11 protein-coding genes are annotated in these 13,794 nt (G+C 72.1%); 7 read left to right on the forward strand and 4 right to left on the reverse strand.

Annotated features, from left to right (window positions below; translation table 11 throughout):
* The first annotated feature begins 58 nt into the window (after positions 1-58).
* Genes EBO35_RS08080 through EBO35_RS08095 form a run of 4 tightly spaced genes read left to right on the forward strand, consistent with a single transcriptional unit; the run spans position 59 to position 4,123 of the window.
* Positions 59-1,444, forward strand: a complete 1,386-nt coding sequence (locus tag EBO35_RS08080; RefSeq protein WP_164477865.1) for a branched-chain amino acid ABC transporter permease — start codon at positions 59-61, stop codon at positions 1,442-1,444.
* Between the two features lie 9 nt (positions 1,445-1,453).
* Complete coding sequence (locus tag EBO35_RS08085) at positions 1,454-2,449, forward strand: branched-chain amino acid ABC transporter permease (protein ID WP_122817263.1); 996 nt, start codon at positions 1,454-1,456, stop codon at positions 2,447-2,449.
* Positions 2,439-3,344 carry an ABC transporter ATP-binding protein gene (locus EBO35_RS08090; protein ID WP_122817264.1) on the forward strand — a complete coding sequence of 302 codons (906 nt, stop codon included), beginning with the start codon at positions 2,439-2,441 and terminating at the stop codon, positions 3,342-3,344. The genes EBO35_RS08085 and EBO35_RS08090 overlap by 11 nt, the downstream gene beginning before the upstream one ends.
* Positions 3,341-4,123, forward strand: a complete 783-nt coding sequence (locus EBO35_RS08095) for an ABC transporter ATP-binding protein (RefSeq protein WP_122817265.1) — start codon at positions 3,341-3,343, stop codon at positions 4,121-4,123. The genes EBO35_RS08090 and EBO35_RS08095 overlap by 4 nt, the downstream gene beginning before the upstream one ends.
* 409 nt (positions 4,124-4,532) lie before the next feature.
* Here the strand turns inward: EBO35_RS08095 and EBO35_RS08100 are convergent, their stop codons facing one another.
* Together EBO35_RS08100 and EBO35_RS08105 are read right to left on the reverse strand one after the other, a co-directional pair.
* Positions 4,533-5,762 (reverse strand): ABC transporter substrate-binding protein, encoded by a 1,230-nt coding sequence (locus EBO35_RS08100; RefSeq protein WP_241153920.1) that lies wholly within the window; start codon positions 5,760-5,762, stop codon positions 4,533-4,535.
* Positions 5,763-5,961: 199 nt separating this feature from the next.
* Entirely contained in the window at positions 5,962-6,690 is a 729-nt protein-coding gene (locus tag EBO35_RS08105; RefSeq protein ID WP_241153921.1) for a DUF554 domain-containing protein, read from the reverse strand.
* Positions 6,691-6,846: 156 nt separating this feature from the next.
* On the opposite strand from EBO35_RS08105, the gene EBO35_RS08110 reads away from it, so the two are divergent.
* Positions 6,847-7,422, forward strand: a complete 576-nt coding sequence (locus EBO35_RS08110; protein WP_241153922.1) for a GNAT family N-acetyltransferase — start codon at positions 6,847-6,849, stop codon at positions 7,420-7,422.
* A 24-nt stretch (positions 7,423-7,446) separates the two neighbouring features.
* On the opposite strand, the gene EBO35_RS08115 is transcribed toward EBO35_RS08110, so the two are convergent.
* Positions 7,447-7,887, reverse strand: a complete 441-nt coding sequence (locus EBO35_RS08115) for a PaaI family thioesterase (protein WP_122817267.1) — start codon at positions 7,885-7,887, stop codon at positions 7,447-7,449.
* A gap of 86 nt (positions 7,888-7,973) precedes the next feature.
* On the opposite strand from EBO35_RS08115, the gene polA reads away from it, so the two are divergent.
* Positions 7,974-10,658 carry a DNA polymerase I gene (polA, locus tag EBO35_RS08120; protein ID WP_122817268.1) on the forward strand — a complete coding sequence of 895 codons (2,685 nt, stop codon included), beginning with the start codon at positions 7,974-7,976 and terminating at the stop codon, positions 10,656-10,658.
* Between the two features lie 9 nt (positions 10,659-10,667).
* Here polA and EBO35_RS08125 read toward each other — a convergent pair whose 3' ends face one another.
* A complete protein-coding gene (locus EBO35_RS08125; protein ID WP_122817269.1) occupies positions 10,668-11,939 on the reverse strand; it encodes an oligosaccharide flippase family protein in 1,272 nt (423 codons plus the stop codon).
* An 84-nt stretch (positions 11,940-12,023) separates the two neighbouring features.
* On the opposite strand from EBO35_RS08125, the gene EBO35_RS08130 reads away from it, so the two are divergent.
* Entirely contained in the window at positions 12,024-13,751 is a 1,728-nt protein-coding gene (locus EBO35_RS08130) for a hypothetical protein (RefSeq protein ID WP_164477866.1), read from the forward strand.
* The last annotated feature ends 43 nt before the right edge of the window (positions 13,752-13,794 follow it).

Here is a 13,794-nt window from a genome sequence, read left to right on the forward strand (position 1 = left end):
TGACCGGCCCGACCTGGACCGACCCCCGACGGGGCCGGCCCGACAACGAGGAGTGTGTGTGGGTTCGCGATTGTTGGCGCTCCTGGCGTCCTTGCTGGTGGCACTGGTGGCGCTCGCGCTACCGCTGGCCGCCCACGCCTCCGACGGCGTGACCGAGACACCCAGCAGCAGCCCCACCCCGAGCGGGGCGGCGAGCCCGGGGGCATCGCCCTCCGCGGCGCCGGTCGACCCGAACGTCACCGCGATCAACGTGGTGCTGCGCGATGAGTCCAACCTCGACGACGAGGGCAACCCCACCCCGGTGCCCAGCGTGACGCTGACGGTCACCGACGACGGCGGCGGCGACGTCGGCGAGGGGGTCACCGACGCCCAGGGCCGCGCGATCATCGCGGTGCCGGCGAAGGGCACCTACACGGTCAGCCTGGACGAGTCGACGCTGCCCGAGGGCGTCGAGCTCGACTCGGGCGCGCGCACGGAGATCGAGATCGCGGTCCGCCTCGACGGCCCCAACAACTTCGGCGTCTTCCCGATCGGCGTCGTCAGCGCCGACACCGCCTCGTTCGGCGACAAGTTCGGCGATGCACTGGTCTCCGGTGTGAAGTTCGGCCTCATCGTGGGCCTGGCGGCGCTCGGCCTGTCGCTGATCTTCGGCGCCACCGGGCTGAGCAACTTCGCCCACGGCGAGCTGATCACCCTCGGCGGCCTGCTCACCTACGTGTTCAACCAGGGCCTCGGCCTCTCGGTGATCCTGGCCGGGGTGGTCGCCACGATCCTGAGCGGGGTCTTCGGCTACGGCCAGGACCGGCTGCTGTGGCGCCCGCTGCGGCACCGCGGCACCGGCGTGATCGCGATGATGATCGTCTCGATCGGCTTCGGACTGTTCCTGCGCAGCATCTACCAGTACCTCTTCGGCGGCTCGACGAGGTCGCTCTCGCAGTACACCAACCAGGAGCGGCGGGACTTCGGTCCGGTCTCCCTGGCCGACAAGGAGATCGCGATCATCCTGGTCGCCGTCGTCGTGATCGCGGTGACCTGCGTGGCGATGATGCGGGCCCGCCTCGGCAAGGCCATGCGGGCGGTCTCCGACAACCCGGCGCTCTCGGCGTCCTCCGGCATGCGGGTGGACGGCGTGATCAGCGCCGCCTGGGTGCTCGGCACCGCGCTGACCGGCCTGGCCGGCGTCCTGTACGCCGTCAACAGCCAGGTCAACTTCCAGATGGGCTTCAAGCTGCTGCTGCTGGTCTTCGCGGCCGTGACGCTCGGCGGCTTCGGCACCATCTGGGGAGCGCTGTTCGGATCGATGGTGATCGGCATCGTGGTCGAGATGGGTCCGCTGTTCGGCGTCCCGTCCTCGATCAAGGAGGTCGGCGCGCTGGTGATCCTGATCCTCATCCTGCTGGTTCGGCCGCAGGGCATCCTCGGTCGTCGTGAGCGGATCGGTTAAGGGGTAGACGTGGACTTCGGTGACATCCTGACAACGGCGCTCAACCAGGCGCTCGGCCCGAACGCGATCGTCTACGCACTCGCGGCCATCGGGCTCAACATCCACTTCGGCTACACCGGCCTGCTGAACTTCGGCCAGGCCGGGTTCATGGCGGTCGGGGCCTACGGCCTCGCGGTCACGGTCGTGATCGTCGGCCTGCCCTTCTGGGCGGGCGTGGCGATGTCGTTCCTCGCGGCGTTCGCGCTCGCGCTGGTGCTCGGGTTCCCGACCCTGCGGCTGCGGGCCGACTACCTGGCGATCGCGACGATCGCCGCCGCGGAGATCCTCCGGCTGGTCTTCGGGTCGGTCGAGATGAAGGACACCTTCGGCGGCTCCAACGGCCTCACCGGCTACTCCAGCGCCTACAAGGACCTCAACCCCTACTCCGAGGGCCTCGACCTCGGCGCGATCAGCTTCAGCCGCGACGACCTGTGGAACGTCACGGTCGGCTGGGCCCTGGTGGCGCTGAGCTGCCTGGTGGTCTGGGCGCTGATGCGCAGCCCGTGGGGCCGGGTGCTGCGCGCGATCCGCGAGGACGAGGACGCCGTGCGCTCGCTCGGCAAGAACGTGTTCGCCTACAAGATGCAGGCGCTGATCCTCGGCGGCATGTTCGGCGGCATGGCGGGCCTGTACTTCGCGCTGAAGCAGGCCTCCGTGGTGCCCAGCCAGTACAACACCCAGCTCACGTTCTTCGCCTACACCGCGCTCCTGGTCGGCGGCGCCGCCCGGGTCCTTGGCCCGGTGCTCGGCGCGGTGATCTACTGGTTCCTGCTCTCCGCCCTGGGCGCGTTCTTCGCCCAGGCGACCAGCGGGGAGGACCCGTTGCTGCCGACCTGGGCGATGGACGACACCCAGGCCAGCCTGGTGCGCTTCCTCGTGACCGGACTGGCGCTGATGCTGCTGATGATCTACCGACCACAGGGGATCTTCGGCGACCGAAGGGAGCTGGCGATCGATGGCCGCTGAAATCACCGCCGCGCAGGCGGCGCTCGCCGACGTGCCCACCGACCCCGGTGCGCGCAAGCCCGACCCGCTGATCGTCGGCAGCTCGATCACCCGGTCCTTCGGCGGCCTCAAGGCCGTCGACGTGGACCACATCGAGATCCAGCGCGGCGTCATCACCGCGCTGATCGGGCCCAACGGTGCCGGCAAGACGACGCTGTTCAACCTGCTGACCGGGTTCGACACCCCGGACAGCGGCGAGTGGAGCTTCGACGGCCGCCCGCTGCAGAAGGTGCCGGCGTACAAGGTCGCCCGGCTCGGGATGGTGCGGACCTTCCAGCTCACCAAGGTGCTGGCCAAGCTCACCGTGATCGAGAACATGCGGATGGGCGCCACCGGCCAGCGCGGCGAGCGGTTCTGGACGGCGCCGTTCAAGTGGCTCTGGGCCGGGCAGGAGCGGGAGATCACCGCCCGCGCCGACGAGCTGCTGGCGCGGTTCAAGCTCGACGCCAAGCGCGAGGACTTCGCGGGGTCGCTCTCCGGCGGCCAGCGCAAGCTCCTCGAGATGGCGCGCGCGCTGATGGTCGACCCCGAGCTGATCATGCTCGACGAGCCGATGGCCGGGGTGAACCCGGCCCTGAAGCAGTCGCTGCTGGGACACGTGCAGTCGCTGCGCGACGAGGGCCGCACCGTGCTGTTCGTCGAGCACGACATGGACATGGTCCGCCACATCTCGGACTGGGTGATCGTGATGGCGCAGGGCCAGATCGTGGCGGAGGGACGCCCGGAGTCGGTGATGGCCGACCCGCGGGTCATCGACGCCTACCTCGGCGCCCACCACGACACCGACCTCTCCGAGATCGACGAGGCCGAGATCGAGCACGAGGCACTGGCCGAGATCGAGGGGGAGCAGGCATGAGCGAGCAGGCGGGCAACACCCCGGAGCGCGACGCGCACCTGGCGGCGGCGGACGGTGCGGTGCTGCGCGCCGACAACCTGATCGCGGGCTACCTGCCCGGCGTGAACATCCTCAACGGCGCCGACCTGTACTGCATGCCCGGGGAGCTGGTCGGCATCATCGGCCCGAACGGCGCCGGCAAGTCGACGCTGCTCAAGGCCATGTTCGGGCTGGTGAAGGTGCACACGGGCACGGTGCTGCTCAAGGAGCACGACATCACCAACCTGCGCGCCGACCAGCTGGTCGCCCAGGGCATCGGCTTCGTCCCGCAGTCCAACAACGTCTTCCCGAGCCTGACCATCGAGGAGAACCTCGAGATGGGCTGTTACCAGCGGCCCAAGTCCTTCAACGAGCGGTTCGAGTTCGTCACCGACCTGTTCCCGACCCTCGGCACCCGCCGCAAGCAGCGGGCCGGCTCGCTCTCCGGTGGCGAGCGGCAGATGGTGGCCATGGGCCGCGCCCTGATGATGGACCCCAGCGTGCTGCTCCTCGATGAGCCGTCCGCGGGCCTGTCGCCGGTGATGCAGGACGAGGTCTTCGTCCAGACCCGCAAGATCAACAGGGCCGGCGTCTCGATCGTCATGGTCGAGCAGAACGCACGCCGCTGCCTGCAGATCTGCGACCGCGGCTACGTCCTGGACGCCGGTCGCAACGCCTACACCGGCACCGGCAAGTCGCTGGCCGACGACCCGAAGGTCATCGAGCTCTACCTCGGCACGCTGGGCAAGAAGGCCGGCTGAGCCAGCCGCCCCGCTCGGCTTCTCGTGCGGGTACGGCGCGAACGGCGCACCGAAGCGCGTCCCCGGGTTCCCGGGGGCGCGCTTCGTGCTTCGTGCGGGCGACCCCGGGTCGGATCAGGCCCGGCTCGGCCCGAGCGACGGAACCTCGCCGCGAACCCGCTGGCCGGTGCGCTCGACGGTGGCTCCCTGGCCGTCGACGACTGGACGCAGGGGCCGAGCCACCCGCACTCCTGGGTGGCCGTGGCGCCTGGCCGCACCACCGTCACGCTGACGATCACGGCCGACGGGGAGCCCGTCGCCCTCGGCACGGTCACGGTCGTCGTCGGCTGAGCGGGCGACGCGGGCGGGCCGGCAACAGATTGGGCCCCGGAGCGAGTCGCTCCGGGGCCCAACGTGTGGTGGTGCTGGATCAGATCTCGCCGGCGATGTAGTCGACCGGGCTGATCTTGTTCTGCGCGTCGTACTCGTAGATGCCGATGGACGCGGCCGTCGGGCTACCGGTCTCGCCGAGCTCGATCGGGCCGGAGATGCCGTTGTAGTCGATGTCCTCGCCCTCGGCCAGCAGGCCGGCGCACTCCTCGAAGGTCGTGCACTCGGTGCCGTCCTTGGTCACGCCCGGGATCTCCTTGGCGATGGCGTCGCCGTTGTCGTTCTCGGCCGCGATGGCCGCCAGGGCGGAGACGATCACGGCGTCGTAGGACTCGGCCGAGTAGGAGTAGTCCTTCAGGTTCGGGTCGACAGTCGCGAGCCGCTTCTTGAACTCCTCACCGGAGTCCGCACCCGGGATGGTGCCCTTGGTGCCCGCGAGCATCCCGGCCGGCAGCGACGTGGTGCCGTCCTTGCTGTAGTCGGAGGTGTTGCCGTCGACGAAGTACGTCGGCAGGTCCTTCGGGCCGGCACCGGCCTGGACCAGCTGCGGGATGATCGTGGTGGTCTCCTCGAAGCCGATCAGCACCAGCGAGTCGGCACCGGCACCGGCGATCTCCGAGACCTGCGAGTCGTAGGACTGCGCCTTCTCGCCGTAGAACACGGTGGCGGCGACGGCGCTGCCGGCGTTCTCGAGGTTCTTGGAGACCTCGGAGGCCAGCGTCTCGCCGTACGCGTCCTGGCGGGCCATGATCGCGACGTTCGAGCGTCCGTCCTGCAGCAGCAGGTTGGCGAGCACGGCGCCCTGGAGGATGTCCGAGGGAGCGGTGCGGAAGTAGTTGTCCGGCTCGGCGTAGTCGCCCTCGTCGAACGAGGTCGAGGTGTTCGCCGGGGAGAACATGACGGCGCCGGCCGACATGATCTTGTCGATGACGGTCAGCGACACGCCCGAGGCAGCGGCGCCGACGATGACGTCGGACTTCTTCTCCAGGAGCTTGTCGGTCTCGGCGGGGGCGATGCCGTTGTCCGCGTCGCCGGAGTCGCCGCGCACGTGGACGGCGTCCTTGCCGAGCACGCCGCCGGCGGCGTTGATGTCGGCGACCGCGAGGTCGACGCCCGCGAACTCGGGCGGGCCGAGGAACGCCAGGCTGCCGGTGGCGGGGAGCAGCGAGCCGACGGTGAAGGTGCCGTCGCCCTTGGCGGCGGCCGCCGGGGCTTCGCTCTCGTCGTTGTTGTCGTCGCCCGAGTCGTCACTGCCACAGGCCGAAAGCACCAGGGCGCTTGCAGCAGCGACAGCGGCGAGGCGAAGAGTCGTCGAATTGCGCTTCATCTGTCCTCCGGTTCTCACAGGGCGCCAGGTGGAGCCTTGGATAAGGGAGAACCTAGTCGGCCGTGGCGGGTTTGGTGACCGGGTTCACGTCCGTGGGATTTTTGTGGCCGTTCCGTTATCAACACTCCACCGCACGGGCCGGTCAGGAGCCCAGCACGGGCGCGAGGACGGCCACCAGCACCGGGGCCACCAGGAGGGCGGGCAGCAGGTCGGCCACCGGCACGTCGCGGATCCGCAGCAGCCGCAGGGCGACCCCGACGAGCAGCAGCCCGCCCACGGCGGTCACCGCGTCCAGGTGCGCGTCGGGCAGCAGGTCGCCGAGGCCCAGGCCCACCAGCGTCAGCGAGCCCTGGACCACCACGACGGTGATGGCGCTCGCGGCGACGCCCCAGCCGAACGACGCCGCGAACGCGATCGCCGCGAACCCGTCGAGGGCCGACTTCAGCAGCAGCTGGTCGGCACCGTTGCCGAGCCCGTCGTTGAGCGAGCCGAGGATCGTGAGCGGGCCGGTGCAGAACAGCAGGGAGGAGGCCACGAAACCTTCCACGAAGCGCCGGCGCTCCACGGACCCCGCGCCCCCGGCCAGGCGCCGCTGCAGCCGGCCGCCGAGCGACTCCACCCGCTCCTCGAGGCGCAGCAGGCTGCCCACGATGCCGCCGACGAGCAGGGAGGTCAGGACGATCAGCATCGGGGCGCTGTCGCCGACCTCGGCCGCGAGGTCGGGGGAGAGGACCGCGACGGCGGAGGTCCCCGCGATCAGCAGCGTCACCAGGCCGAGGCCGTCGGTCACGGCCTCCCGGGTCCGCTGCGGCAGCCGGTTGCCGAGCAGTACGCCGAGCAGCGCCCCGAGCAGCACGGCTGCGACGTTCACGACGGTGCCTGTACCGGGGATCACATCGCTCCTCGCGCCTCGCCGATCTTTGCCACACGCCCCTGCCATCCGCAGCGAGCTGAGCGTAGTCTCGACCCGCATGCGCGGCCACGGGACCGGTCGCGCACCGAGCTTGGAGCCAGGAGGCAGAGAGCAGTGACCCGTACCCTCGTGACGCTGCGTGAGGCCGCGCTGGCGGATGCCCCGTTCCTGACGACGCTGTGGAAGGACACCCTGCGTCGCGTGGACCGCCAGGAGCAGCTCGCCGACATCGAGCTCGTGATCAAATCCGCCGAGGAGTCCGCGGAGTGCCGGCTGCTCGTCGCCGAGCTCGACGCGTGCCCGGCCGGCGCCGTGTATCTGCGGGTGACGACGATGAGCGGGCTGAACCTCGAGCCGATCGTGCAGGCGGTCTCGCCGCACGTGCTGCCGGAGCACCGGCGCCGCGGCATCGGCCGACACCTGATGGAGGCCGCGGTCTCCTTCGCCGAGGAGGTCGGCGTGCACCACGTCGCGACTGCGGCCGCGTCCGGGTCCCGCGACGCCAATCGCTTCATGGCGCGCCTGGCCCTGGGGCCGCTGGCGGTGCTCCGGGTGGCGCCGACCCACGTGGTCCGCGCCCGGCTCACCGCCCAGCAGCCGGGGCTGCAGCGCCACGGCGGGCGCCAGCTCGGGCACGTGCTGGCCGCGCGGCGCTCGATGCGCCGGGCGCACGCCGCCCGCGAGGCCTGAGCAGGGCGCCAGCCGTGGGCGCCGCTAGAGCCCGACGCGCTCCAGCGGCACCAGCGCGCAGGTGATGCGCGCGGTGCAGACCCGCTTGCCGCGCTCGTCGGTGATGACGATCTCGTAGCTGGCGCTGGTCCGGCCGAGGTGGATCGCGGTGGCCGTCCCGGTCACGGTGCCGCTGGTGGCGGAGCGGTGGTGGGTGGCGTTGATGTCGACGCCGACCGGCGCCCGGTCGGGGTGGCCGTGCAGGCCGGCCCCGATGGAGCCCAGCGACTCCGCGAGCACCACCGAGGCCCCGCCGTGCAGCAGCCCGTACGGCTGGGTGTTGCCGGCGACCGGCATCGTCGCGACCACCCGCTCCGCGGAGAGCTCGACGAGCTCGATCCCCATCTTGTCGTTGAGGTGGCCCATGCCGTGCGGCAGGCTCGCCACGAACTCGGCGATGCTCGGGGTGGTGTCCTGGGTCGTCATGGCGCCCATTGTCGCCCCCGGCGGCGGCGCTGTCCCGCACCGTCGCCGACGCGCGGGCTGTCCCCGGCGCCGGATAGAGTCGCCGGGTGCCCGAGCCGACCTCCCCGCGACTGCTCCTCCTCGACGGCCACTCGTTGGCCTACCGCGCCTTCTTCGCGCTCCCGGTCGAGAACTTCTCCACCACGACCGGCCAGCACACCAACGCCGTCTACGGCTTCACCTCGATGCTCATCAACGTCCTGCGCGACGAGCAGCCCACCCACGTCGCCGTCGCGTTCGACGTCTCCCGGCAGACCTTCCGCCTCGCCGAGTACGCCGAGTACAAGGCCAAGCGGAACAAGACGCCCGACGAGTTCAAGAGCCAGCTCCCGCTGATCGAGGAGGTGCTCACCGCGCTGCGGATCCCGTTCCTGAAGAAGGACGGCTTCGAGGCCGACGACATCATCGCCACGCTGGTGACCCGCGCGCTCGCTGAGGACATGGACGTCCTGGTGCTCACCGGCGACCGCGACTCGCTGCAGCTGGTCACCGACCGCTCGACGGTCCTCTACCCGATGCGCGGCGTCTCCGACCTGGCCCGGATGACTCCCGAGGCGGTCGAGGCGAAGTACGGCGTGCCGCCGCAGCGCTACCCCGAGCTGGCGGCGATCGTGGGGGAGACCTCCGACAACCTGCCGGGCGTGCCGGGCGTGGGGCAGGGCTATGCCGCCAAGTGGATCAACCAGTTCGACGGCCTCGACAACGTCATCGCGCACGCCGACCAGATCACCGGCAAGAAGGGTGAGGCGCTGCGCGCGCACCTGGGCGACGTGATCCGCAACCGGCACCTCAACGCGCTGGTCCGCGACCTCGACCTGGAGCTCGGCCCGCACGACCTCGCCCTCCAGCCCTGGGACCGCCAGGAGGTGCACACGCTCTTCGACGGCCTGGAGTTCCGCGTCCTGCGCGACCGGCTCTTCGAGACGCTCACCTCGGAGGAGGAGGTCGACGAGTCGGGCTTCGACGTCACGATGACCGCGCTCGAGCCCGGCGGGCTCGCCGCCTGGCTGGCCCAGCACGGCGCCGCGGGCGAACGCGTGGGGGTGCACGTCGCGGGCCGCTGGGGCGCCGGCACCGGCGATGTCACCTCGGTGGCGCTGGCGACCACCGACGGCACGGCCGCGTGGCTTCTCGCCGAGGACCTGGTCGAGGCCGACCAGACCGCGCTGGCCGCCTGGCTGGCCGACCCGGCCCAGCCGAAGGTGCTCCACGACGCGAAGGGCCCGATGCACGCGCTGGCCGCGTGGGGGATGCCGCTGGCCGGGCTGGCGCGCGACACCGCGCTCTCGGCGTACCTCGCGCGCCCCGACCAGCGCTCCTACGACCTGGCCGACCTGACCGTGCGCTACCTCAAGCGCGAGCTGAAGCAGGGCAGCGCCGACGACGGCCAGCTCAGCCTCGGCCTCGACGAGGACGGCGGCACCGGCGGCGAGGTGGAGATGCTGCACGCCCGCGCCGTGCTCGACCTGGCGGCGGCCCTGGACGAGGAGCTGGAGGAGCGCGGCGGCACCGACCTGCTCAACGACATCGAGCTGCCGCTGGTCGACCTGCTGGCGACCATGGAGCGCACCGGCATCGCCGTCGACGCCGAGCACCTCGAGACGCTCGAGGCGCACTTCGGCGAGGAGGTCCGCCGCGCTGCCGACGAGGCGTTCGCGGTGATCGGCAAGGAGATCAACCTCGGCTCGCCCAAGCAGCTGCAGGTGGTGCTCTTCGACGAGCTCGGCATGCCCAAGACCAAGCGCACCAAGACCGGCTACACCACCGACGCCGACGCGCTGCAGGCCCTCTACGTCAAGACCGAGCACCCGTTCCTGCTGCACCTGCTGCGCCACCGCGACGTGATCCGGCTGCGCCAGACCATCGAGGGGCTGCTCAAGACAGTCGCCGGCGACGGCCGGATCCACACGACGTTCAACCAGACGATCGCGGCCACCGGGCGGCTCTCCAGCACCGACCCGAACCTGCAGAACATCCCGGTCCGCACCGAGGAGGGCCGGCGGATCCGCGAGGGCTTCGTGGTCGGCCCCGGCTACGAGTCGCTGATGACTGCCGACTACAGCCAGATCGAGATGCGGATCATGGCCCACCTGTCCGAGGACGCCCTGCTGATCGAGGCGTTCCGCTCGGGCCGGGACTTCCACTCGATCACCGCGGCCCGGGTCTTCAACGTCCCGGCCGAGGACGTCACGGTCGAGATGCGGGCCAAGATCAAGGCGATGAACTACGGCCTGGCCTACGGCCTCTCCGCGTTCGGGCTCGCCCAGCAGCTCGCGATCGAGCCGGCCGAGGCCCGGGGGCTGATGGACGAGTACTTCCAGACCTTCGGCGGGATCCGCGACTACCTCGCGGGCGTCGTCGACGAGGCGCGTCGCACCGGCTTCACCGAGACCATCAAGGGCCGGCGCCGCTACCTGCCCGACCTGACCAGCGACAACCGCCAGCGCCGGGAGATGGCCGAGCGGATGGCGCTGAACGCGCCGATCCAGGGCTCGGCCGCGGACCTGATCAAGATCGCGATGCTCGAGGTCGACCGCGCGATCGCGGCGGCCGGGCTGCGCTCGCGGCTGCTGCTCCAGGTCCACGACGAGCTCGTGCTCGAGGTCGCCCCCGGCGAGTGCGAGGAGCTCGAGGCCCTGGTGCGCCGCCACATGGGTGCCGCCGCCGAGCTGACAGTGCCGCTCGACGTCTCCGTCGGCACCGGCCGCAGCTGGCACGAGGCCGCCCACTAGGGGCGGGGCTCAGCCGTCCGCGGAGACTCCGCGGACGGCGGGCTCGTCGACCCGGTTGGCCGCCGCCGCCCGGGAGCGGCGGGCGGTGAACACGATCAGGACGGCCAGGCACACGGCGTACACGGCGGCGACGACCACGACGAGCTGGCGCTCGCTGTCGACGGCCAGCGCGCCGAGCGCGAGCACCCCGAGCGCCACCCACATCACGAACGGGGCGCTGCGCAGCTGCCGGGCGACCGCCTCGTAGACCATCAGCTGGAGCATCGAGGCCAGGGTCCCCAGGCCGGCGAACGCCCAGATGAGCGGCTTGATCTCCTCGTAGTCGGCGCCACCGACGAAGATCAGGGCCAGGCCCGGGAGGACGGCGGTGCCCGCCGTGACCAGCAGGCCCAGCAGGGCGATCGCCCCCAGCGCCGGCAGGTGCGCGTTGCGCTTGCGGGAGGCGGCCATGTCGGGGAACGCGATGACGACCACGAACTGCGGCAGGAAGAGCACCGCCTTGGTCATGATCAGCCCGGCGGCGTACAGGCCGGCGTCGTGGCCGTCGAGCATCGCGCGGGCGAGCACCACGTCGAGGTTGGACAGTGCGAAGAACGCCAGCAGCGCGTGGGAGTTGTGCACGGTCTCCGAGATCAGCTCCCGCGCGCCCGGCGCGTCCGAGCCCGGGTCCACGTGCGGCCCGCCCCGGCGCAGCGCCCACCAGCCCAGCAGCACCGGGAGGTACGCCGCGAGGGCGACGCCGAGCATCGCGGCGAACTCGCTGGGCCGCCAGGCGATCAGCACGCCGCCGACGGCGAGCCGGCCCAGGCCGCTGCTGAGGTAGAGCAGTGACAGCTGGGTCCAGCGCCGCTCGCCCTGGAGGATCCCGGCCTGGCCGCCCATCATCGTGAGCGGGAACGCCGCCAGGGCGACCAGGGCCGCCGTCGGCAGGCTGTCCAGCCGCAGGACGGCGTCGGTGACCGGGGAGAGCAGCAGGCAGGCGAGCGCCAGGACCAGGCCGGCGCGGCGGCTGACCCGCATGATCACGGTCTCGATCTCGCGGGCGTGCTCGGGCACCGAGGAGATCCGCCGCGCCGCCGTGGCCTGGAGCCCGAGCGCGAGGACGTTGACGACGAGGAGCAGGCCCATCAGGGCCGCGAACGCGCCGTACGACTGGGTGCCCAGGACCCGGGCGGCCACGATCGTGAACGCGTAGGAGGCCACGCTCATCACGCCCATGGCCACCGCCACCGAGCCGCCGCCGCGGGCCCCTCCGGGATCCGGCGTGGTGGGGGCGGTCATACGTTCCTCCGGCGTCTGGCGTGATCGGGGTGCGGGACGTCGGTAGTTTGTCCCATCGCACTCTACGGCCCAAGAAGAGGAGGGGTGGCGTTGACACTGCGGCGCCGCGTCCCCGAACTGTGGGCGGCGGTCCTCGCCGTGCTGCTCCTCGGGCCGGCCCTGGCGCCCGGATACGTGCTCAGCTACGACATGGTCTGGGTCCCCGACCTGGCCCTGCGGCCGGGCTTCCTCGGGCTCGGGTCCGGCTTGCCGCGCGCGGTGCCGTCGGACCTGGTCGTCGCGCTCGCGGACGAGATCGTGCCCGGGATGATGCTCCAGAAGCTGGTGCTGCTCGGCGCCCTGGTCGGTGCCGGGATCGGCGCGTCCCGCCTGGCTCCGGCCGGGCTGGTGCCCCGGCTGGTCGCGGTCACGGTCTACGTGTGGAACCCGTTCGTGGTCGAGCGGCTCGTGATCGGCCACTGGCCGGTGCTCGTCGGGTACGCCGTCCTGCCGTGGGTGATCGAGGCGGGCACCGCCTGGCGCCGCGGGGGCCGGCTCCCGCTGCGGCTGCTGTGGCTGGTGCCGCTCGGCGGCCTGAGCGCCGGCGCCGGCCTGGTCACCGCTGTCGTGCTCCTCGCGTTCGCCGCGGGCGGCCGGCGCACGCTGCCCGCCGTCCTGCTGGCCGCGGCCGGCAACGCGCCCTGGCTGGTGGCCGGGCTGCTGCATGCGTCGACCGCGACCACTGACGCTGCCGGGGCGTCGGTGTTCGCGCTGCACGACCAGGGCTGGCTCCCCGGGCCGGTCGCCGCGCTCGGCCTCGGCGGCATCTGGAACTCCGAGGTCGTGCCTGGCTCCGGCGGGGGGACCGCCGCCGCGCTCGGCGTCGTCGTCCTGCTGGTGCTCGCCGGGATCGGCGCCCGGGGCTGGTGGCGTCGCCACGACGGCCGTGAGCGTGCGGCGTACCTCGGGTGCTGGTCCGCCGGCTGGCTGCTGGCCGTGCTGACCTGGCTCTCGCCGGACGCGGTCGGCTGGCTCGTCGCCACCGTTCCCGGCGCCGGGCTGGTCCGCGACGGGGCCCGGCTGCTGGCCCTGTGCGCGCCGCTGCTGGCCGTCGCCGCGGCGGACGGCGCGGCGACCCTGTGGCGGCACCGGCCGGGAGCCGCGGTGCCGCGGGCGGCGCTGGGGCTGGCGCTGGTGCTCGCCCCGGTGGCCGCGCTGCCCGCGGCCGCGTGGGGCGCATCGTCGAGCCTGCGTGCGGTCTCGTTCCCCGACACCTGGGCGGCTGCGCGCCAGGTGGTGTCCGGATCCGTGGACCGGCAGCCGGGAGACGTGCTCCTGCTGCCGCTGTCCAGCTACCGGCAGCCGGGGTGGAACGGCGGGGTCAAGGTGCTGGACCCGCTCGGGCGCTACCTGACCCCCGACTACGTGGCCGGTGACGAGCTCGTCGTGTCGGGCACCGTCGTCGCGGGCGAGGACCCCCGGGCCGGTGCGGCCGGGGAGGCTCTGGCGCTGCCGACGGCGCGGGAGAGATCGGCGCGCCTGGCCGAGCTGGGCATCCGCGTCGTCGTCGTGGACCGGGAGGCCCCCGGGACCGCGCCGCCGCTCGAGGCCCGCACGCTGTGGGAGTCACCCGACCTGCAGGTGCTCGAGCTCGCCGACCCGGCACGGCGGGACCTGCCCGCCTCGTGGACCGTGGCCATGGCGCTCGCGCTGCTGGCCTGGGGGAGCCCCCTCGTCGTGGCCCTGGCGGGCTGGCTGGTGCGGTCGCGTCGGCTCCGGAGCCGGGTCACGCAGCCCGCCGGTCGAGGCCGGGCCGGCCGAAAAGCCTGTTGACGTGTGTGTGGTGTCACAGGCTGCTACGCTCTGGGCGACTCAG

The sequence above is a fragment of the Nocardioides pantholopis genome (assembly GCF_003710085.1).
GTDB classification, from domain to species: Bacteria; Actinomycetota; Actinomycetes; order Propionibacteriales; family Nocardioidaceae; genus Nocardioides; species Nocardioides pantholopis.